The 20584-nt window shown below is 62.5% G+C and carries 17 protein-coding genes; 8 read left to right on the top strand and 9 right to left on the bottom strand.

The genetic code is table 11. From position 1 onward, the window contains the following. The first annotated feature begins 80 nt into the window (after nucleotides 1-80). Nucleotides 81-272 carry an integrase core domain-containing protein gene (locus E4P09_RS15255; RefSeq protein WP_428977718.1) on the top strand — a complete coding sequence of 64 codons (192 nt, stop codon included), beginning with the start codon at nucleotides 81-83 and terminating at the stop codon, nucleotides 270-272. 287 nt (nucleotides 273-559) lie between these two features. On the opposite strand, the gene E4P09_RS15245 is transcribed toward E4P09_RS15255, so the two are convergent. The 4 genes from E4P09_RS15245 to E4P09_RS15230 are packed head-to-tail and all read right to left on the bottom strand — an operon-like array spanning nucleotide 560 to nucleotide 7488. Next, nucleotides 560-2512 (bottom strand): GmrSD restriction endonuclease domain-containing protein, encoded by a 1953-nt coding sequence (locus E4P09_RS15245; RefSeq protein ID WP_137390482.1) that lies wholly within the window; start codon nucleotides 2510-2512, stop codon nucleotides 560-562. 25 nt (nucleotides 2513-2537) lie between these two features. Further along, nucleotides 2538-5636 carry a type III restriction-modification system endonuclease gene (locus tag E4P09_RS15240; RefSeq protein ID WP_137390481.1) on the bottom strand — a complete coding sequence of 1033 codons (3099 nt, stop codon included), beginning with the start codon at nucleotides 5634-5636 and terminating at the stop codon, nucleotides 2538-2540. A 9-nt stretch (nucleotides 5637-5645) separates the two neighbouring features. Continuing rightward, nucleotides 5646-6896, bottom strand: a complete 1251-nt coding sequence (locus E4P09_RS26260) for a DNA methyltransferase (RefSeq protein WP_205042152.1) — start codon at nucleotides 6894-6896, stop codon at nucleotides 5646-5648. Further along, the gene (locus tag E4P09_RS15230) at nucleotides 6892-7488 is read right to left on the bottom strand and encodes a TetR/AcrR family transcriptional regulator (RefSeq protein ID WP_211657369.1); all 597 of its coding nucleotides are present in this window, start codon (nucleotides 7486-7488) and stop codon (nucleotides 6892-6894) included. Before E4P09_RS15230 ends, E4P09_RS26260 begins: the two co-directional genes overlap by 5 nt. Nucleotides 7489-7638: 150 nt before the next feature. Here E4P09_RS15230 and E4P09_RS26580 point away from each other — a divergent pair, with 150 nt between their 5' ends. From E4P09_RS26580 to E4P09_RS15210, 5 genes are all read left to right on the top strand, one after another. Continuing rightward, nucleotides 7639-7932: a LysR family transcriptional regulator gene (locus E4P09_RS26580; protein WP_239025221.1), complete on the top strand. Its 294-nt coding sequence runs from the start codon at nucleotides 7639-7641 to the stop codon at nucleotides 7930-7932. Continuing rightward, a complete protein-coding gene (locus E4P09_RS15225) occupies nucleotides 7929-8468 on the top strand; it encodes a LysR substrate-binding domain-containing protein (protein WP_239025220.1) in 540 nt (179 codons plus the stop codon). Before E4P09_RS26580 ends, E4P09_RS15225 begins: the two co-directional genes overlap by 4 nt. A gap of 185 nt (nucleotides 8469-8653) precedes the next feature. Then, nucleotides 8654-9889 carry a chromate efflux transporter gene (gene chrA / locus E4P09_RS15220; RefSeq protein WP_009450587.1) on the top strand — a complete coding sequence of 412 codons (1236 nt, stop codon included), beginning with the start codon at nucleotides 8654-8656 and terminating at the stop codon, nucleotides 9887-9889. A gap of 116 nt (nucleotides 9890-10005) precedes the next feature. After that, nucleotides 10006-11967, top strand: a complete 1962-nt coding sequence (locus tag E4P09_RS15215; protein ID WP_009450586.1) for a heavy metal translocating P-type ATPase — start codon at nucleotides 10006-10008, stop codon at nucleotides 11965-11967. Nucleotides 11968-12002: 35 nt separating this feature from the next. After that, a complete protein-coding gene (locus E4P09_RS15210) occupies nucleotides 12003-12236 on the top strand; it encodes a hypothetical protein (protein ID WP_137390480.1) in 234 nt (77 codons plus the stop codon). On the opposite strand, the gene E4P09_RS15205 is transcribed toward E4P09_RS15210, so the two are convergent. Next, nucleotides 12227-13006, bottom strand: a complete 780-nt coding sequence (locus tag E4P09_RS15205) for an acetoin reductase (protein ID WP_137390479.1) — start codon at nucleotides 13004-13006, stop codon at nucleotides 12227-12229. The genes E4P09_RS15210 and E4P09_RS15205 overlap by 10 nt on opposite strands. A gap of 292 nt (nucleotides 13007-13298) precedes the next feature. Between E4P09_RS15205 and E4P09_RS15200 the strand changes: the two genes are divergently transcribed. Both E4P09_RS15200 and E4P09_RS15195 read left to right on the top strand, forming a co-directional pair. Beyond that, the gene (locus E4P09_RS15200) at nucleotides 13299-14687 is read left to right on the top strand and encodes a mercuric reductase (RefSeq protein WP_009450584.1); all 1389 of its coding nucleotides are present in this window, start codon (nucleotides 13299-13301) and stop codon (nucleotides 14685-14687) included. A gap of 35 nt (nucleotides 14688-14722) precedes the next feature. Next, on the top strand, nucleotides 14723-17074 hold the full coding sequence (locus E4P09_RS15195; protein WP_137390478.1) for a heavy metal translocating P-type ATPase: 2352 nt from the start codon (nucleotides 14723-14725) through the stop codon (nucleotides 17072-17074). Between the two features lie 50 nt (nucleotides 17075-17124). On the opposite strand, the gene E4P09_RS15190 is transcribed toward E4P09_RS15195, so the two are convergent. The 4 genes from E4P09_RS15190 to E4P09_RS15175 form a co-directional block, all read right to left on the bottom strand. Beyond that, a complete protein-coding gene (locus tag E4P09_RS15190) occupies nucleotides 17125-17355 on the bottom strand; it encodes a hexameric tyrosine-coordinated heme protein (protein WP_009450582.1) in 231 nt (76 codons plus the stop codon). Nucleotides 17356-17451: 96 nt separating this feature from the next. After that, nucleotides 17452-18096 carry a DUF924 family protein gene (locus E4P09_RS15185; protein ID WP_009450581.1) on the bottom strand — a complete coding sequence of 215 codons (645 nt, stop codon included), beginning with the start codon at nucleotides 18094-18096 and terminating at the stop codon, nucleotides 17452-17454. 92 nt (nucleotides 18097-18188) lie between these two features. Further along, nucleotides 18189-20054 (bottom strand): heavy metal translocating P-type ATPase, encoded by a 1866-nt coding sequence (locus E4P09_RS15180; RefSeq protein ID WP_239025219.1) that lies wholly within the window; start codon nucleotides 20052-20054, stop codon nucleotides 18189-18191. A 170-nt stretch (nucleotides 20055-20224) separates the two neighbouring features. Further along, nucleotides 20225-20446, bottom strand: a complete 222-nt coding sequence (locus E4P09_RS15175; RefSeq protein WP_009450579.1) for a heavy-metal-associated domain-containing protein — start codon at nucleotides 20444-20446, stop codon at nucleotides 20225-20227. Nucleotides 20447-20584 lie beyond the last annotated feature (138 nt).

The following is a 20584-nucleotide window of genomic DNA, read 5'->3' as shown; positions in this document are numbered from 1 at the left end:
AAGGGTGCAGCGGAAAACCGCCGCGTCCTTCTTGTCGATTATCTCGTGGATAAAGACTTGCCGCCCGGCCCAGGGATGCCATGGGTAAAGAAGCTCGCGCTCAAAATCGATCCCGTGGGCGTTCCGTCGTCGAGTTGTACAATACCGAGCGGCCGCACTCATCGCTCGGCTACAAGCCGCCGGCACCGGAGGCCATCATCTGGCCCGGACAACCACCCGGATCGGTTCCATCGTCGGCACAGGCGATGGCCGAAAAGCCGGTCATGCATTAAGAGTGAAACCGGACCACCTCATGGGGTCAGGCCAGTTAAACGAGCGAAGCCACGATCGTCGCGAAATTTCCCGGAATCATCTATCGGGAACTCGCGGGTGAGGTCTTGCCTTTCAGCATGGTCTGGTCCGCGCGGAACGATAACCCCGCATGCCGGCGGCTGCTGAGTCTGGCGCGCACCATAGACCAAACCCCTCGCGTATCCAGGCCGCCGCCTGAAAAGGGCCAAAATCGCCCCTGAGTTCGCCCACGTTTCTGCTGCCGGAGATGAGCTGCGGGGAGAATTCTTCAAGCTGCCTCCAGCTTCAGGATCTCATTCGCCACGTAACTTCGAAACTCGGCAACTGAGGTGAAGCAGCGAAAGCCGGCAGCGCTTGCCAATGACAACACATCCGTGGGTTCGTTCAGCAGCACCGCGACCGGACCGGTCAGTCCTGGTTGGAGGCCGTCGGGCCAAGCCAAATCGAACACGGCCTTCTGGTCACCTGTATCAGGGTCTGCATAGTCGTAGCTGACCTGCCCGCGCGGTAACCCTTCTCCCTCGACCCAGTCGTTGATGGCTTCGAGCTCCAGTTCTTCGGCCTCACTCGTCACACCGCCGACAAATGGAGGTTCTGCTGAGACGATAGGCGACATCGGCGCGCCCAACCACTTGGAATCCCCGTGCAGCAGCTCTTCGAAGCGCTTATTCGCCTCGGCCGCCAATAGCTCCTTCCTCGCCTCGAGGAAGTCGCGATAGCGCTCGATCTTCCACAGTGCGGGATCGGTGGGGATCCACTGGGACGCCAGCGCCCCTGGATGCTTCGTCTCGACCTCCGCGAAATAGATCTCCGGCAAGCGGTCGCTGATGCTCAGATTTGTATCTTTTGTCAGAAAGCAAAAATTCGCCAGCGCATTAACTTCTGGCCGGCTATGATTCCTCTTATAGAGCTGTGCCTTGGGGAAAATGTGATGGACTTCCAGCCGGCTCATCTTACCCAGTAGGTTCGCCTTAAGGGCCAATCCCATCCCCCAATCTCGCGCCTCGCCCATGCGGGTCAGCATGTAGAGGACCGGATAGAAGCGCGCTCCGAGGCTCCAGCCTGTGAAATGGCCTGGCTCCACCCGCAAGCCGCCATGCCAGAGCCGAAGCCGTTCCAGCAGCGCGTCGAGACCGCCGGTTGGACCTTCAAGGGCTCCCAAATCCTGGTCGATAATTGTCTCTGTCGATCCCGAAAATCGACCCCACATTCCTGCTTGTGCAAACCAGAAGAGCAGCTTGTCGCGTTCAACGGCATCGAGGGTGCCCTGTTTCTGGTCCATCAATCGAACCATAACCGGAACGCCGAAGCGACCGAAAAAGACCTGATCGTGATCGAGGCCAAGTCTCCCTGCTATGAGGTTCAAACTGGTATCGATATGTTTGGAGGCGCGCTTCAATCCGTCCTGAATGTCGAGCGCGTCTTTGTCGTGGAGGTAGCTGAATTTGGCCTCGCCGGTGAGGACCGTATTCACCGAGCGCAGCAGCCAATCGAGGTTGAAGTTATAGCCCGCGTCAGCCCAATCCTTGAGTTTGGCCTTCATGGAATCCCGCGCGTCCGGCCACTCGGCGCAGATCTTTGCCAGCGCGAGATCACCCTTCGACAGCTTGGTGCCGCCGCTATTCACGCGGTTGAAAATGTCCACGACGATGTCGAGCGTCTTGTCCGCTCCAGTAACCTCCTCAACGTGGAGATCAATGTCGGTGATACCGAGCAAGGCGCTGAGACGGCCGACATAGGCGCCGACGTTGGCGGCGTGTTCCGGTACGGCTGATAGCTCTGAAACGAACGTGCCGAGCCCGGCCGTTCCAGCTTGCATCAAGGTCGTCACGTCGATCCAGAGGGGGTCGTCCTGCATCTTGACTGGCTGGTAGAACGCGAAGGTCTCCGTGCCGAGGTGGAATCGCAAACCCGTGAATACGTGGGCATTTCCGTCGAAGAACTTCGGCGGCTTTCCTCGAACGACGCCATAGAGCGTCGTCATCCGCTGCTGTCCATCGAGCAGCAGTTTGACGATGCCCGCCGCCAATGTCCCGTCGCCCCGGTGAGCCGCCGTCTTCGATTCAGTGGCCCAGACCAGTAAGCCACCAACTGGATGCCGACGATAAAGGGAATCGAACAGGCCCCGGACCTGATCACGGTTCCACACATAGCCGCGCTGGAACTCTGGCAAGGCCATGTGCCCGCTATCAATGTGATCCAGTATCGTCGAAATCTTCATTCGATCCCCCGTAGTATCGATTTTCTCAGGCAGCCGCACGCCCGACCAAGTCCATCAGCTTGCTGTAGTCGGTGACCACATCATATTTCACGCGATCCGCTGTAATCCTCTGGCTGATCTCATCGAAAAACTTCCGGGCACATTCGATCTTTGTCCTCTCGATCTCGCGCAACTTCATGCTGGACATCGTGCCCTTGGTCTCGGCCACGAAGTAGATGTGCCTTACGCTGCCAGCCTTAAAGGATATCGCCCAATCGGGATTGTAGTCCCCGACAGGGGTTGGAATCAGGAAGCCGCGCGGCAGCTTGGCGTAGACAACCACTTCGCTGCTTGTATCCAGCTCCTTCACGAACGCCTTTTCGACATCCGAGTCCGTGATCGCATAATCGTAGACATGGTTTTTGAGCTTCGCAGTAGCTCGGGAGAAATCCTGGCTGGTCTGGTTCGCCGTGAAGATGTCGACGTCGTACCGCTCATCGACTTCGTCGTAGGCCAGACGCTCGATCACCATGGCCGCCTTCTGCTCGGCGATGATGCGCGAGGCTTCTGAGATGAAGTGCTCGGGATTATTCGTGAACTGTTCGAAAACCGCCGGTGCGATTTGGCCCAGAATGGTGGCAGTCGTTTCTCGCGTCAGCTGTGCGTTTTCGGCCACCTTCCCGACGAGGTCGTATTTCACGAGAGAGTGGATCGAGCCCCCATGCTCGGTCGTCGTGGTGGTGACCATGAAACCGTCGCCGCTGCGAAGCTGGTTGTCAGTCAATCCGTCGTTCTGCACGCCGGCCTGAACCGTGTATTGCAGAGGGGTGACGCGCAACTGGCTATCCAGCGCACTGACGCACTTTCGGATCAGCTCCGCTGAGTCGAACTCCACCCGATAGACCGCCTTGCGGTTGATCCGCGCCCAGAGCTCCTGGAACTCCTTCTTCTCGAAATTGGCATTGAGGGGGTTGGTCTTGGGCTTGCGGCCGTCATCGACCTTGGGCAGTTGCGCGTCGCTGAAGACGCTGTCGATGAGCTGGAACACCTGCTCGGCGTGCGGCTTCAAATCGTCGGGCAGGTCGGCGAGTTTCCCCTCGGCCTTAGCCTCATGATAGGCGTCCGCGATCTGGTCCGCATCGTCGGTGTAGTCATTCTTCACCAGATAGCGGTAGATCTGCTTGGCCATGGCGGCAGTTACTTCAACCGGGCCATGCTCGGTCGCGAGTGTCTTGCCCGTGAAGTACTCCTCGGTTGCCTGCCGCGGACGCGACGAGAGGGTCTCCGCGATCTCCTTCTGGAGCCCGGCCACGAAGTCTTTGTAGCTCTCGCTCGCCACGACGGTCAGCACGTTGATGTCATGCACCACCGCCGGGTGGTCCATCCTGTCACCGTGCTGATCGACGCTCAACCGCAGGCCACGCCCCACTTCTTGGCGGCGCGAAATGGTGTTGTCGCTGTGCTTCAGCATGCACATGACGAAGACGTTCGGGTTGTCCCAGCCCTCGCGCAGCGCCGAGTGTGAGAAGATGAACCGGGTGGGTTCGGCGAGGGAAAGCAGGCGCTCCTTGTCCTTGAGGATCAGGTCGTAGGCGTCCACGTCGTCGGAATCGACCGAGCGGGCGCCAACAGCAGGGTCTTTGAGGCGGTTCGTCTTCTTATCGATCGAGAAATAGCCGTTGTGCGTCTTCGCGGGGTCGATGCTGGCGAGATATTTCCGGTACGCCTCGTTGTCGATTGCGAGCTCCGAAAGGTATTCAGCCTTCAGCAACTCGTACTCTTCCTCGAAGACCCGCGCATACTCGCCCTTCTCGTCTGCCTGGCCATAGTCCCGGTACTTCACCACCTCGTCGATGAAGAACAGCGACAGGACCTTGATGCCCTGTGCGAACAGCTGCTTTTCCTTGTCTAGATGCGCCTTGATCGTCTCGCGGATCTGGATACGGCGGATATCGTGTTCAGAGACGTCGCCGTTCGCCTCGCCAGCCCTCAGCATTTCCCCGTTGGTGAATTCGACCGTGTCGTTGACGGCGTCGATCTGGCTGATCGTGAAGCCGCGATATTGGTCCAGCTCGCCCGACTCCACGAACAGGTCATCGCGGAACTCGAGCCGCCTAAGCTGGCGCTTGATCTCGCCCGACTTCAGCTTCACCTCTATCTCGATCCGCGCCACGGGAGCCTTCTTCGAGATGTCGATGCCTTCCAGGTAGAGGTAGGCGTTGGTGCCAGCGAGCCCACGGGTCTGGATGCCGCGCACCGCGATCTTCTTGACCAGCTTCTGATTGTAGGCGTCCAGCGCGTCCAGCCGATGAACGCGGTTGTGCTGGGTGCGGTGGGGCGCCGAGTAGCGCAGGATGAACAGCGGCTTGAACTTCGGCAGCGCCTCCATCGTCGCCGCGCCTTCCATCTTTTGCGGCTCGTCCAGGATCAGGATCGGCCGGTTAGAGGCGATCACGTCGATGGGCTTGCGCGACTGGAAGTCGTCCAGCTCCTCGTAGATGCGGCGGTTGTCGGCTCCGCGCGCGTTGAACGCCTGGATGTTGATCACCATAACGTTGATCCCGGCGTCGGAAGAAAAGCTCTCCAGCTCGTGCAGGCGCTTGGAATTATAGATGAAGAACCGCGCTTTCTTGCCGCAGCTTTCCGTGAAGTGGTCGGCCGTGATCTGAAGCGACTTGTAGACCCCTTCGCGAATGGCGATCGACGGCACCATGATGATGAACTTCGACCAGCCATACCGCTTGTTCATCTCGAAGATGGTCTTGATGTAGCAGTAGGTCTTTCCCGTGCCGGTCTCCATCTCGACATCGAGGTGAACGCGGGTCGCGGCCAGCGCGTCGCGCTTGTAGTTGGCCGCGACGGGCACGCGCTCGCCCCGGGCGTTGAAGGTCGTGAAGTCCGTCAAGGACTGCGAGACGGGCAGGTTCTGCCGCCGTTGGACCTTCTGGATGTTCTCCAGAATCTGCACGTCTGTCAGCGCGAGGTCGGCGTTCTTGAAACCTTCCTCGAAGGCGCTGGTCTGCGCCTTGCGGCCGGGGTCGATGCGGTAAGTCAGGCCGGAGGTCATGGGCTGCCCGGCGAAGCAGTCGACCACGTCGTTGACGGCATTGGTCTGATAGGGCTGGACCTTGAACTTGAGTTTCATGGTGCGCCCTCAGATCGACTTGACGTCGGTGCTGGGCGAAAGCTGGCGGAAGATCTGGGTCACGTTGATCTTCACCGCGTCCGACACGAAGCCGTTGTCGCGGAAGACGACGCGCAGGGGCTCGTGGCCCGCCAGTTCCTTCACCAGATCCTCGGTGATGCAGCGGTCGAAGCAGGCGACAAGGGCGTTGTCGTCGACGAAGAACACGGTCTTGCCCTGCACCGCCTCGCGGCGGATGGGCAGCGTCAGGTCCACGCCCCAGTCTACCAGCACCTGGAACAGCAGGTCCTCGGCCGTGCGGCCCTCCTTGACGTTGTCGACCAGGTCGAGCAGGTCGGACTGCTTCAGCTCGTCCGGGCGGTAGTAGACGTCCTTCATGTTCGAAGTGTCGACCTTCAGCACCCGGAAGCCAAAATCTCCATGTTTCTCTTGAGCACCCACCGCCCGTCCCGCACGGCGAACACGCTCCTTCGAGATTTCCGCAATTGTTTGAAAGCCAGCCTTGCGAGCAGGCGAATCTTCGGGCGTCAACTCAGGAATCTGGATCAATATAAACTGAACGTGGTCACGCACAGGCTTCGGCAGACTGAAGCAGGCTTCCGCTGTTGTCCCACTTCCGGCAAAAAAGTCGAGTACAATCGCAGTTGGGTCATTCGAGGTTGCAATCTCGATGAACTGCTGAATTAGACGAACTGGCTTTGAGAATTGAACTACGACCGCCTCAGGGAAGTGCCTGCTAAGGTCTGCGGTGCCGTGCTGCGTATAGATTCCATCAATAACACTAAACGCCTTTTCTCCCCGCTCTTCTCCTTCCTCGTCTTTCAGATACTGTTTATAGTTTAGGGTAACCTTGTCGCCATTTCTAACTACAATCACATGATTATTCTTTAGGGCCTCTACAACTCTATCCTTACCCCAAAGCCATTGGCGCTGAGGCCGAACAATCTCGCCGCTTTCGAGCGTGACTTCGTATACCAAATTGGGGCGAGCATCCATGCTCTTCGTTGCTTCAAGCGGCTTGAGTCGGTAAGGACCCCGGGTCTCGAAGTGTTCGTCCCGGCCCTTGTAATACCGCTCAACCTTTTGTGGGTCATATGGCAGAGTAAAGGGAAGAAAGTCCTCCTTGCTCTTTGCGTACATCAGAACATATTCGTGCTGGGTAACCGCATATTTCTCTTTTGGCCCCCCGCCGTAGCTCTTCTTCCATACGAAGCACTCAATGAAATTAGATCGCCCAAAGATTTCATCGCATGGCCTAATCTTCCTTCACGGTCAAAAGCCGAAGTTGTACTTCAAGGAGCCGCTTTCCTTCCCCGATCAGCGAGAAGTTGCGCGCCCCGAGCGACCAGCGGATCGCCATGCCCTGCACCAGCGACGTCAGCAGAACGGCGGCATCCTCAGGGGCGACTTCGCGGCGCAGGCAGCCGCCGTCCTGACCGCGAGCCAGTTCGGCTACAATCAGCGCCTGAAACTTCATCAACAGGCCTCGAAAGGCCGCGCGCAGATCCTCATTGCCGACATTCAGCTCGCGCGAGAACAGCAGCATGGGCAGCGTCGGTGTGGCTGCAATCTGTCCCAGTTGCGCGGCCATGAGCGCTGTGACCCGGTCGAGGGGGTTATCAGTCCCAGCCAGTGCCCGCTGCCATTCCATAGCCAGTTCCCCGGCCACATGATCCGCCACGGCAAGCCACATCGCGGCCTTTGTCGGGAAATGCCGGAACAGGGCAGCCTGACTTACGCCCACCGCCGACGCCGCAGCGCCTGTCGTCACCCGGTCCGGTCCGATCTGGTCGGCCAGGTCGAGGACGGCCGCGACGATTTCGGCCTTGCGCAATTCCGCGGATTTTCGCATAAAACACCTAGTAAGTGAGCAGTCACATACTTAATGGAGCGATGATCGTGGTCAAGCTTTTCTGACGAGGCAATGCGAACGCGCGGTGTTGCGGGCAAGATGGGGGCAGCCTGCCGGCAATCGGAGCAGGCTTGCAAGGGGTGATCCTTCATGGATGCACAGAACCAGAACTGGGACGATCTGCGCTTTTTCCTCGCTGTGGCCCGGGCGGGCACGCTGTCTGGAGCAGCACGCAGCCTTGGCGTAACGCACTCGACCGTGTTTCGCCGTCTCGGCGCCTTCGAGGAACGTCTGGGTGTCCGGCTCTTTGAGCGGTTGCCGGATGGCTATGCGCTGACGGGCGCCGGAGAGGCCATGCACGAGACCGCCATCCGGATCGATGAGGAGATTATCGCCCTCTGGCGGCCTTCCATGCAGCGCAGCCAGGGATCGAATTGGAAGTGATCGTTTCGGACACTCCCCTGGACCTGACCCGACGCGAGGCCGATGTCGCACTGCGCATCGGCAACACCCCGCAGGAAACATTGGTCGGCCGGCGCGTCGGCCGACTGGCATTCGGAGCCTATGTCTCGGCGGAACGCGCCGCTCACGGACTCGATGACGATCTTGCCGGCAATGACTGGATCGGCTTCGGCCGGTCACATGGAGCGATTGGCCATCAGTTGGCGGATTGGCTGCCGACGGTGCGGCCGATTTACCGGACCAATTCGATCTCGGCTGCGATTGCCGCGGCAAGGGCCGGAATCGGCCTTGCGCCACTGCCTTGCGCCGTGGCCGACCGCACGCCCGACCTCGTCCGCATCGCCATGTTTCCGGAAGATTTCCGGCTCGATCTGTGGCTGCTGACCCATGAGGATCTGCGCAACACTGCCCGTATCCGCGCCTTCATGGATTTCATGGCCGACGCGCTCGCTGCTGACGCCGATCTTCTGGAGGGTCGCCGGCCACAGGCGGGTCCTCCCCGGACAACCACGGCATGATTCATCCGTTATCTCTCTTGCGGGGCGCGGTCCTGTGGACACCGCTTGCGATGCTGATGGAGCAACAAGGCGCGCGCTTCGGCAGTCACCAGTCTGTTCCATTGCTCCAATACAGGGACAATGTCGGATGCGTCTTCTCATAGCGCCTGGCAAGCCCCTGAAATCGCGAGCATCACGGAGACATCATGCCCGCCAATGACACGCTGAATGTTATGCCTCAGCGCCAACGACAAGGAACGCCCGGCGAGGTTCTGGCCGCCTTCCTGAAACTGGGCCTCACCTCCTTCGGTGGACCGATCGCGCATCTGGGCTATTTCCGCGAGGAATTCGTCGCCCGGCGCGGCTGGATCGAGGATCGTGGCTATGCCGATCTGGTCGCGCTATGCCAATTCCTTCCGGGACCAGCATCCAGCCAGGTCGGCTTTGCATTGGGCTTGCAGCGTGCCGGACCGGTGGGTGCGCTGGCTGCCTGGGTGGCGTTTACCTTGCCTTCCGCCCTGCTGCTGCTGTTGTTCGCGCTCGGAGCGGGGGCGTTTTCAGGCCCGCTTGGCATCGGGGTGCTCCACGGGTTGAAACTGGTGGCGGTGGCCATCGTGGCGCAGGCGGTCTGGGGGATGGCGCGCACGCTCTGCCCCGACCGCTCACGCCAGACGATCGCGCTCGCCGCCGTCCTGATGGTGGTGCTGATCGGGGGCGCGACGGGCCAGGTGGGTGCAATTCTGCTCGGTGGACTTGCCGGGCTCTGGCTTTGCCGGGACACGGCGGGAGAGACGGGTGAAGCGCTGCCCTTCCCGGTCTCGCGACAGGCGGGGATAGTCGCGCTGGCCCTGTTCTTCATCCTGATCTTCGGCCTACCGCTGGCGGCGGCGCTGTTTCCCGCGCAGGGATTGGCGGTGATCGACGCGTTCTATCGCGCCGGTGCTCTGGTATTCGGTGGCGGCCATGTGGTCCTGCCTTTGCTGGAAGCCGAAGTGGTTCGCCCGGGCTGGGTCACGCCCGATGCGTTCCTGGCCGGCTATGGCGCGGCCCAGGCGGTGCCGGGGCCGCTATTCACCTTCGCCGCCTATCTCGGCATGCTGCTCGAACCCGGCCCGAACGGGATCGCCGGCGCGACGCTCGCCCTTCTTGCGATCTTCCTGCCGGGCTTCCTGCTGCTTGTCGGCGCGCTGCCGTTCTGGAACACACTGCGCGCACGCTCCGGCGTGCGGGCGCCGATGGCAGGCGCGAACGCTGCGGTGGTCGGCATTCTGGGCGCTGCGCTCTACGATCCGCTCTGGATCAGCGCGATCGGTTCGCCCCGCGACTTTGCGCTGGCGCTGACCTGTTTCGTGGCCTTGATGAGCTGGAGATTCCCGCCCTGGCTCGTGGTGCTGATCGCGGCTGCCGGCGGCGCGATTCTGGAGGTAAGCTCAATGTCATAATGGAAAGGAATAGCGACCAGGAACCTGATCGACCGGACAGATCGCCAGCCCATCCGGCGCATCATCGCCGGTCTCCCCAGCCACTGCCGCCGTCGCGGCACAGCCAGGAACACAAATTGCAAATCGATCTTTCTTCCGACCGCTTCATGACAGCATTGACCGGCATCACGCTTGCCGGGATGGCGCTTGCAACTGTCGATGCCTTTTTGAGCCCCGGTCTATGGGGACCGGTCGGCCTCGTGCTGGTCTATCTGGCCGGTGGTGTGCCGACGGCGGTTCGGGCCCTGACCACGCTCTGGCGTGAGCGGATCCTCGACATCGATCTTTTGATGATCGTGGCAGCCCTTGCTGCCGCTGCGGTCGGCGCCGCGCTTGAAGGGGCAGTGCTGCTGACGCTGTTCAGTCTCTCAACCACGTTGGAGCAGCGGGCGATGGGCCGGGCGCGCCATGCGGTCGAGGCGCTGATGGCGCTGCGCCCCGACACCGCGCTGAGACGCGACCCAGAGGGCGCCGTCACGGAAGTTCCGGTGGGCGATCTCGTGGCCGGCGATCTGGTGGTGCTGCGGCCCGGCGCGCGGGTGCCGGCCGATGGCGAGGTGGCGGAAGGGGAAGGCTCGCTCGATGAGGCGACGATCACAGGCGAATCGATGCCGGTCGGCAAAAGCCCGGGTGCTAAGGTGTTTGAGGCCACGGTGAACCTCAACGCCGTGCTGGTGGTCCGCGTCACCCGCCCGGTCGCGGAAAGCACGGTGGCGCGGATGATCGAACTGGTGACAGAGGCACAGGCCGCACGCGCTCCGTCCGAACGGTTCAGCGCCTGGTTCGGCCAGCGCTACACCATCGCGGTGCTGGTGGGTGCGGTGCTTGCTTTGGCGATATTCCTCGCGCTTGGCTGGACGATGCAGGATGCGCTTTATCGCGCCGCGACGCTGCTTGTCGCGGCCAGCCCCTGCGCGGTGGTGATATCGGTCCCGGCCGCGATCCTCTCGGCATTGGCGGCGGCCGCGCGCGGCGGCGTGCTGTTCAAGGGCGGCGCGGCGCTGGAGACGCTGGCCGATGTCGATATCTTCGCCTTCGACAAGACCGGTACGCTGACAACAGGCAAGGCCGAGGTGACACAGGTGGTGGCGTCGGAAACGGGAGCACAGGCCGAAGAGCGGTTCCTGTCATTGATCGCGGGTCTCGAGGCGCATTCCGAACATCCAATTGCCGATGCGATCCGCCGCCACATCGACGAAAAAGGCATAACCGCCGCCGTGGTGCGCGATGTGGAAACCGTGCCCAGTGAGGGGATTACGGGGGAGGATGCCGTGGGCCCGCTCTGGGCCGGCAATCCGCGCATGGCCGCGCGCATGGGCGCATCGCTCGACGCACCCGAATTTGCGCAGCTGACGGACGGCAGCCAGACCGTGGTGTGGCTGGGGCGGGGAGATCGGGTCTATGGCGCGCTCACCGTCGCCGACCGTCCGCGCGCGACCTCGGCCGCGGGGTTGGCTGCGCTCAGAGCGGCTGGGGTGGGCACCATCGCCATGATGACCGGCGACCGGCGCTCTGTCGGCTTGCGGATCGCCGCGGAGCTCGGACTGGAAGCAAAACATGTCCATGCCGATCTGCTGCCTGAAGACAAGGTCCGGCTGGTGGGCGAACTGGCGAGGAATGGGAAAGTCGCCTTTGTCGGCGACGGGGTGAACGACGCCGCCGCGCTGGCGCGCGCCGATGTCGGCATCGCCATGGGCGCGGCGGGCAGCGATGTCGCGTTGCAGGCGGCCGATGTCGCGCTGTTGTCGGAGGACATGGCCCGGCTTGCCGCCGCGCATCGGCTGGCGCGGCGCACCCACCGGATTATCCGCCAGAATCTGATTTTCGCCATCGGCATGATGCTGCTTCTGGTCGCCTCGAGCCTGTTCTTCGCCCTGCCTCTGCCGCTCGCGGTCGTCGGACACGAAGGCGGCACGGTGCTGGTGGTGCTGAACGGCCTCAGGCTACTCGCCGACCCGATCCGGGCGCGCAGTGCGACCTCACTGCGACGCCAATCCAACGCCGGCCCTGTAGAGCCTTCATACCAGTCAGGGGTTTGACCGGATGACGGCAATCCCGCTCGAAACGCGCGTAGATGAGGAAACCGATCGATCTTCAGCAGGTGTCGATTGCCGGTCAAGAACCTGTAGTGCGAATGGCGACCGAAGGCGGCGATGACCATGCCAAGCAACAAGAGAACAATTCTCTCCGACAAAACGCGGTTCTTCCAGACGGAACCATTCCGCTGGAGAGAAAAATTCTCACAAGGCCGTTTCCCGGTGTGGGCGCTTCTGAACGTTCGCGATTTGGCAGGCGGCTTTATCGATAGACGATACCGCCATCGGTCAGGATCGACTGTCCCGTGATGTAGTCGGAATCGGCGCCCGCGAGGAAGGCGACCAACGCTGCCACGTCCTCCGGTGTCTGCGCGCGGCCCAAAGCGATGCCCTCGACGTATTTCTTGTAGGTTTCGCCCTTCGGCGTTCCGGTGATCTCGGAAAAGCGCTCGTCGATCTCCACCCACATGTCGGTGCCGACGATGCCGGGGCAGTAGGCGTTCACCGTGATGCCCGCGCTGGCATATTCCTTGGCGGCGGCTTGCGTCAGCGCACGCACGGCGAACTTGGTTGCCGAATAGACGCCGAGCATGGCGAAGCCGTCATGTCCGGCAATCGAGCAGGCATTGATGATCTTGCCCTTCTGACCTCGATCCTTGAATTTCTGCGAAGCCGCCTGGATGCCCCAGAGCACGCCGTCGACATTGATCCGGAAGATCAGGTCCATGTCCTCGGGCGTGACGTCGGCGATCGGCTTGACCTGGGCGATGCCGGCATTGTTGACCATGACGTCGAACCCGCCGAGTTGCTTCTCTGCATGGTCGATGGCGGCGTAGACTTCGTCGCGCTTGCTGACATCGGCGACGACGGTGGCGGCCTTGCGTCCGAGCGCTTCGACTTCCTTGCGAACGGAGTCGAGCTTATCGGCCTTGACGTCGGCCAGCGCGAGATCAGCGCCTTCCTTTGCAAGCCGCAGCGCAATACCGCGTCCGATCCCCTGGCCAGCGCCGGTTACCAAAATGACTTTGCCATTCAACGACATGATTTTCTCCTACAGAAAGTCGGCCAATCCTGTGCAGCCAGCATGTTCCCTTTCCGGGCAATACAGCCGGAGCAGAACCCACTCCACTCCATGATCCCGGCCCATTTTAAGGCCGTGGCCTGGAAATGATGCGACGGCACGGATACTGGCAGTAAGGCCACCTCAAGGGGCCGCCCGCAAAAGCAACAGTAATTGTTCGACCCCGCAAGAGTATGACATGATTCCGCATATATGTCCGAGCGCCATATTTTCATCGTGCGGTGAGTCGCTGTTGCAGAAGGATACGTAGTTGATGACGGAAGCGGAGCGCTACGACGCTGTCGTGATCGGCAGTGGCGAGGGCGGCAAATACCTCGCCTGGGATATGGCGCAAGCCGGCCAGAAGGTAGCCGTCATGGAGCGGCGCTGGATCGGCGGTTCGTGTCCCAACATCAACTGCCTGCCCAGCAAGAACGAGATCTGGAGCGCGGGTGTCGCTCATACCGTTGCCCATGCCGGGGAGTATGGCGTTGTCGCCGGCCCCGTCTCGGTCGACATGAAGACGGTTGTGGCGCGCAAGCGCGCCATGGTCGAGAGCCTCGTGGCGTTTCATCTCGAGCGCTACGAGGCGACCGGCGCGGAACTCGTCATGGGCAATGCACGCCTCGTCGCGCCTGGGACGATTCAAGTTGCCTTGAACGACGGCGGGATGCGGCGGCTCGCCACTGAAAAGCTGTTCCTCAATCTTGGGACGCATGCAACCATTCCGCCTGTTCCCGGCCTCGCCGAGACCAGGCCGCTCACTCATATCGAGGCGCTCGAACTGGACCGGTTGCCGGCACATCTGATTGTTCTCGGCGGAGGCTATGTCGGCCTTGAACTTGCCCAGGCGTATCGACGTTTCGGCAGTCGCGTCACAGTTGTGGACCGTGGCCCGCGGCTGCTGAAGCGCGAGGATGAGGATGTTTCCGACGAGGTCCGACTGATCCTGGAGGCGGAGGGCGTCGAGGTGCTTTTGTCGGCTGAAGTTGCGAACGTGGAGGGCCGATCAGCCGGAAGCGTGCGCGTCACCGTTCGGACGCCGGATGGTTCGAGAATGATCGAAGGCACAGACATTCTGGTTGCAGCCGGCCGCACGCCCAACACGCGAGGCATCGGCCTTGAAGAGGCAGGGGTTGCGCTGACGGATCCCGGCACCATCAAGGTGAACGATCGCCTGGAGACGACCGCAAAGGACGTTTGGGCCATCGGCGAATGCGCGGGAAGTCCGCAATTCACCCACGCTTCGCTCGATGATTTCCGAATAATCCGGGACAATCTCGACGGTGGAGACAGAACGACCACCGGGCGGCTGATGCCCTATTGCATGTTCATCGACCCGCCGCTGGCCCGCATCGGCATGAGCGAGGCGCAAGCGCGGGCCAATGGAATGGATTTGCGCGTCGTCAAACTGCCGATGAAGGCGGTGCTGCGGACACGGACGACATCGCAGACCGCGGGCTTCATGAAGGCGCTGGTCGATCCGCAGGATCGGATCGCAGGCTTTACCATGATCGGCTCGGAGGCCGGGGAAGTGATGGCCGTGGTGCAGGCGGCCATGCTTGGCGGTCTGTCCTACAGTGTCCTGCGCGATGCGGTTCTTGCGCACCCGACAATGGCCGAGGGGCTGAACGCGCTATTTGGCAACGTAGCGAAACGATGAGTTTTCCAAGTTCCATTGAGGCGGCGGGTTAGAGAATGAACGGACACGATGAGCATCGGCACCATTCGAATGATCATGACCATTCGGGTCATGCGCATCTTGTGACGGACCCGGTCTGCGGGATGGAGGTCGACCCGCAAACCGCAGAACATCGCCTGACCCATGGGGGCCACACTCACTATTTCTGCTCGGCGTCCTGCAATGCGAAATTCGAGGCGGACCCGGCGCGATATCTTGCAGGGGAAGCGTCGCCCATACCGGAAGCGCCCGAGGGCGCGATCTGGACCTGCCCGATGCATCCCGAGATCCGGCAGGACGGGCCGGGAAGCTGCCCGATCTGCGGCATGGCGCTGGAGCCGCTGGTGGTGACGGCCGACAGCGGCCCCAGCCCCGAACTCGCCGACATGACACGGCGTTTCTGGATCGGGCTGGTTCTCGCCGCTCCGGTCTTCGTGCTCGAAATGGGCGGTCATCTTTTCCCGGCCCTGCACCATCTGGTGCCAATGCGGATATCGATCTGGATTCAGCTCGTTCTGGCGACGCCGGTGGTTTTGTGGTGCGGATGGCCGTTTTTCGAGCGCGCCTGGGCCTCGCTGATCAATCGCAGCCTCAACATGTTCACTTTGATCGCCATGGGCACCGGCGTCGCCTGGGCCTACAGCATCGTCGCCGCCCTTGCGCCGGGAATTTTCCCCGCCGCTTTCCGCGCGGAAGATGGCACGGTCGCGGTCTATTTCGAGGCGGCGGCGGTCATCACCGTTCTGGTGCTGCTTGGCCAAGTGCTGGAACTGCGCGCCCGCGAACAGACCTCGGGCGCGATCAGGGCGCTGCTTGATCTGGCGCCGAAGACGGCGCGGCGCATCGGCGATGACGGCACAGAGGAAGACGTGCCGGTCGAGCACGTTATTCTCGGCGACAGGCTGCGCGTGCGGCCCGGCGAGACCGTGCCGGTCGATGGCGTGGTGGAGGACGGACGCTCATCGCTCGACGAGACGATGGTTACCGGCGAATCCATGCCTGTCACCCGCACTGTGGGCGATCAGGTCATCGGCGGTACGCTGAACCAGACCGGGGCGCTGGTGATCCGTGCGGAAAAGGTCGGCCGCGATACGATGCTGTCGCGGATCGTCCAGATGGTCGCCGATGCGCAGCGTTCGCGTGCGCCGATCCAGCGCATGGCCGACCACGTCTCGGGCTGGTTCGTACCGCTGGTCATCGTCATCGCAATTCTCGCCTTCATTGTCTGGGGCATCTGGGGGCCGGAGCCGCGCTTTGCCTATGGGCTGGTCGTGGCCGTTTCGGTGCTGATCATCGCGTGTCCCTGCGCACTTGGGCTGGCGACGCCAATGTCGATCATGGTTGGCGTCGGCAAGGGCGCTAGTGCCGGCGTCCTGATCAAGAACGCCGAGGCGCTCGAGCATATGGAAAAGGTCGACACGCTGGTGGTCGACAAGACCGGCACGCTCACCGAGGGCAAGCCGTCGGTGACGGCGGTCGTTGCGGCGGCCGGCTTCGACGAAACGGAAATCCTGCGGCTTGCCGCCGGTGTCGAGAAGGCGTCGGAACATCCGCTGGCATTGGCGATCGTGGAGGCGGCGGAGAAGAAGGGCATCGCCATCCCGCCCGTAGTGGATTTCGACTCTCCGCTTGGCAAGGGCGCGCTCGGCAGCGTCGAAGGCAAGGCGATCGTGGTCGGCAATGCGGTGTTCCTCAAGGAACACGACGTCGACGTCGCGGAATTGTCCGGCCAGGCAGATGCGTTGCGTCATGATGGCGCCACCGCGATCTATATCGGGATCGATGGCAGGGCCGGCGGCATCTTCGCCATCGCCGATCCGGTCAAGGCGACGACGCAGGAGGCGCTGAACGCGCTGCATGGCGAGGGCATCCGCATCGTCATGCTGACCGGCGACAATAAAACCACGGCCGAAGCCGTCGCGCGGCAACTCGGCATCGATGAGGTTGAAGCGGACGTGCTGCCGGACGCAAAGAGCGCGGTCATAAGCCGGCTCAAGGCAGAAGGCCGGGTGGTGGCGATGGCGGGCGACGGCGTCAACGACGCGCCCGCGCTTGCCGCCGCCGATGTCGGGATCGCCATGGGCTCGGGCACCGATGTCGCCATCGAAAGCGCCGGCGTCACCCTGCTCAAGGGCGATCTGATGGGGATCGTCAAGGCGCGGCGGTTATCCGAGGCGACGATGGCGAACATCCGCCAGAACCTGTTCTTCGCCTTCATCTACAATGCCGCCGGCATCCCGGTTGCCGCAGGCGTGCTCTACCCTTCTTTCGGCCTGCTCCTGTCACCGATCATCGCAGCAGCCGCCATGTCGCTGTCGTCGGTCAGCGTCATCGCCAACGCGCTGCGGTTGCGGGGTCTGAAACTGTGACTGAAACGCTGACGCGACTGACGCCCTGGCGTCAGTCGTAGGCGAGGGCGTCAGTCGCGCCAGTAATTGTTGGCGGCCGCCACCGTCTGGAAATGGATGGCGATCACCTGTGAGGAGGCGATCAGTTGCGCGGTGTCCTGATCGTAGGCCGCGCGCAGCTTGTCGCGAATTTCTGCGGACGGTTGGGTGACCTTGACGCCGACCCGCGCCATTTTGGTGGCAAGGTCGAACCCCTCCTGCGGGGTCGCTGTCTTGAGTGAGGGAAGCCAGATGTCAGCCATGTTTTTTCCTTCCAGAGAATATGAATACGCAACAACCGTAATCTACCCGAGCAGCCGACGAAAGCATCAACCCGCGATGCGCTTCGCCTCCAGGCGTCACGCCTGAAACGCCCTTTCGTGCGGGAAATCCCTTCCGGCGATGTAAGCTTCTTCCGCCGGCGTCGATTCTCGGCCGAGGACGTTATTGCGGTGCGGATGACGGTCGAAAGCGGCGATGACCTTGCGTACGTCGCCAGCCTGATCCACCAGCGACTGGTATATCGGTTGAAGGGAAGCGGACGCTTCCGCCGCTATCTCTTCGCGAAGCCTGATGAGCAGGTCGATGCGCGCGAGGTGATCCGGGCCTTCGCAATGGCCAAGGGGCTGACTGTAGACGATTCTGAACCAGGGCATGTCCAGCGATGCGTAGTGGCCGTTCGAAAACCCCTCCATCGCCAGCGACAGCGCGGCAGGGTCCTGCGCGAATGCGCGCTGTGTGTTGCGCCAGAGCGAGCGCGAGAACTGGTCGAGCACGATGATTAGCGCCAGCCTGCCTTCGGGGTCGCTGGTCCAGTCGTCGAGATCGCCTGAAGCTGCGCTTCTCGTGAGGTCGGCGAAGCGCTCGACGATCATGTCATCCGCTCCGCCGTGCAGCCGCCACGACCAGTGATCGCGGTGAGTTTCAGCCTTTATCTGTGAGGAGCGGCCTTCGGGAAACCAGAAGTCGAAAACGTCGTTCCATGGGGCGGTCCTGGCATTCATGTCGATCCTTTCCGACAAATGCGAGCGATGAGACAGGGTTGACGTCGCAAAAACAACAGACTCCGCATCGCTGCGGGGTCTGCGAGGAGGCTTCAGCCTCGCGCGGCCACAGTTGCGGGCCGGGCGGTGGCGACCTTTGAGGCCCTCCCGCCGGGTGCGGTCGTCTTCGGCATGCGCAGAAGGCGCATGCCGTTGGCGATGACGATCAGCACCGAAAGTTGGTGGACCAGCATGCCGCCGGCCATATGGACATTGCCGGAGAACACGCCCGCCAGCAGTCCGGCCACCGTCACCAGTGCGATGACGAGGTTCTGGCGCATATTGCCCAGCGTTGCGCGCGAGATCGCCATCGCCTCGGGGATCTTGCCGAGATCGTCTTTCAGGAGCGCGATGTCGGCGGTCTCGATGGCGACGTCGCTGCCGGCGGCGCCCATGGCGATCGAGGTGTCGGCGGCGGCAAGAGCGGGGGCATCGTTGATGCCGTCGCCGACCATGGCGACATGCGCGCCATCCGCCTTCATCTTCCGGATCAGTTCCAGCTTGTCCTCGGGCATCAGCCCGGCATGGACCTCGTCGATACCGACCTCGCGGGCGATGGCTTCGGCTGCGCCATGCTGGTCGCCGGTCAGCATGACCACACGGCCTATGCCGATGTTACGCAGCCGGGTGATGGCTTCCGCCGCGCCTTCACGGGCCATGTCGGACATGCCCAGCATCCCGATCAACTGCCCGTCACGCGCCACCAGGATCGGCGTCTGGCCATTGGACAGCAGACGGTCCAGAGCGGCTTCGCCCTCCTGGCCCAGCGCAATGCCGAGCGTGTCCATGAGGCGCCGGTTGCCGGCGGCGATGATGCGGCCGTCGATGCGGGCGCTCAGGCCCATGCCGGCATGTTCCTCCAGCGATTCGAGCGTGGAAAGCGGCCCCTGCTTGCGGCCGGCCTCGACGATCGGACGGCCGAGCGGATGGGTCGATCCGGTCTCGGCGGTCGCAGCCAGATGCAGCAACTCGGCCTCGGCAATGCCGCCGAGCGCGACGATAGAGGCGAGCTGCGGCTTGCCTTCCGTCAGCGTGCCGGTCTTGTCGAGCGCCAGCGTATCGATGCGGCCCGCACTTTCCAGATGCTGGCCGCCCTTGATCAGGATGCCGCTGCGCGCCGCCCGGCCGATGCCGGCGACGATGGAGACCGGCGTCGAGATGACCAGCGCGCCGGGGCAACCGACGACCAGCAGCGTCAGCGCCAGGCGGATGTCCTGCGTCACCGCGAAGGCGGCGACCGCGAGCCCGATGATCGACGGCGTATACCATTGCGCAAAGCGCTCGATCATGCGCTGGCTCGGGGCCTTTTCCTCCTGCGCTTCCTCGACGCGCTGAATAATGCGGGCAAGGGTGGTGTCGGCGCCGACATTAGTGGCGCGGATGCGCAGCAACCCGTTCTCGGCGATCGTTCCTGCATGGACGTGGCTGCCAGGCGCTTTCTCGGCCGGCATCGGCTCACCGGTAATCGCCGCCTCGCTGACGGCGGCGGTGCCTTCGGTTACTTCACCATCCACCGGGATGCGTTGACCGGCCCTGACCAGCACGGTCTCGCCAAGCTGGACCATATGCGCCGGCACCTCGACGGGATCGCCGTCGCGCAGCACGGTCGCGGTGGCGGGCGCGGCATCAAGCAATGCCTTCAGCGCGCCACGGGTCTGCCCCATGGTGCGCGCCTCCAGCCAGCCGCCGAACATGAACAGGAAGGTGACGGCCGCCGACTCCCAGACTTCGCCAATAATGAGCGCGCCGACCGCCGCGACGGTGACGAGCAATTCGATGCTGAAATGCTTTACACGCAGCGAGCGCCAGGCACGGATCGCGATGTCGGAGCCGGCAAGAAATGCGGCCGCGACCATCAGCGCGGTCCATGCCTCGACCATGCCGAAGCCGTAGCGCGCCAGAAGACCGGCCGCGATCAACCCGCCGCTGCCGACCGTCAGCCAGAAACGCCGCCGTGCCGGATGCACGAAGGCGCTCTTGATCCTGCTGACAAGATTGCTCATCTCCTCGCTCCTTTCATCTTCATCCATGTCGGAAAAGCGTGCCTGCCGCGCCGGCACGCGGCGCGGCGAAAAAGGCGGAGTGCCGATCAAAAGGCGGCAGGCCGCGCCTCGTAGCCGGTTCCACGCACTGCCTCGACCAGCGCTTCAACGCTCGATTGCGCGGGGTCGTGCTCGACCTCGATCTTGCCGGTGTTGAAGCGCACCTCGGCCTTTGCCACACCGGGAAGGGCGTTGAGCGCCTTCTCGATCTTGGGTACGCAGGAGGGGCAGGAAAGCTCATCGCTGCGAAGGATGGTTTTCTGGGTCATGATCGGGTTCCTTTCGATAGTGGGGAAGGGGTGTCCCCTGCCTCATTGATCTAAGGGTTTGACCCCGCATTGCGATTGGTGAAACCGGCAAGCCAGGCTTGCATGAATGCACAGGCCGCTGCCTTGGTTCTGGTTCGT

Source organism: Rhodoligotrophos defluvii (assembly GCF_005281615.1).
Taxonomy (GTDB): domain Bacteria; phylum Pseudomonadota; class Alphaproteobacteria; order Rhizobiales; family Im1; genus Rhodoligotrophos; species Rhodoligotrophos defluvii.
This window is presented reverse-complemented; position numbering and strand designations above follow the sequence as displayed.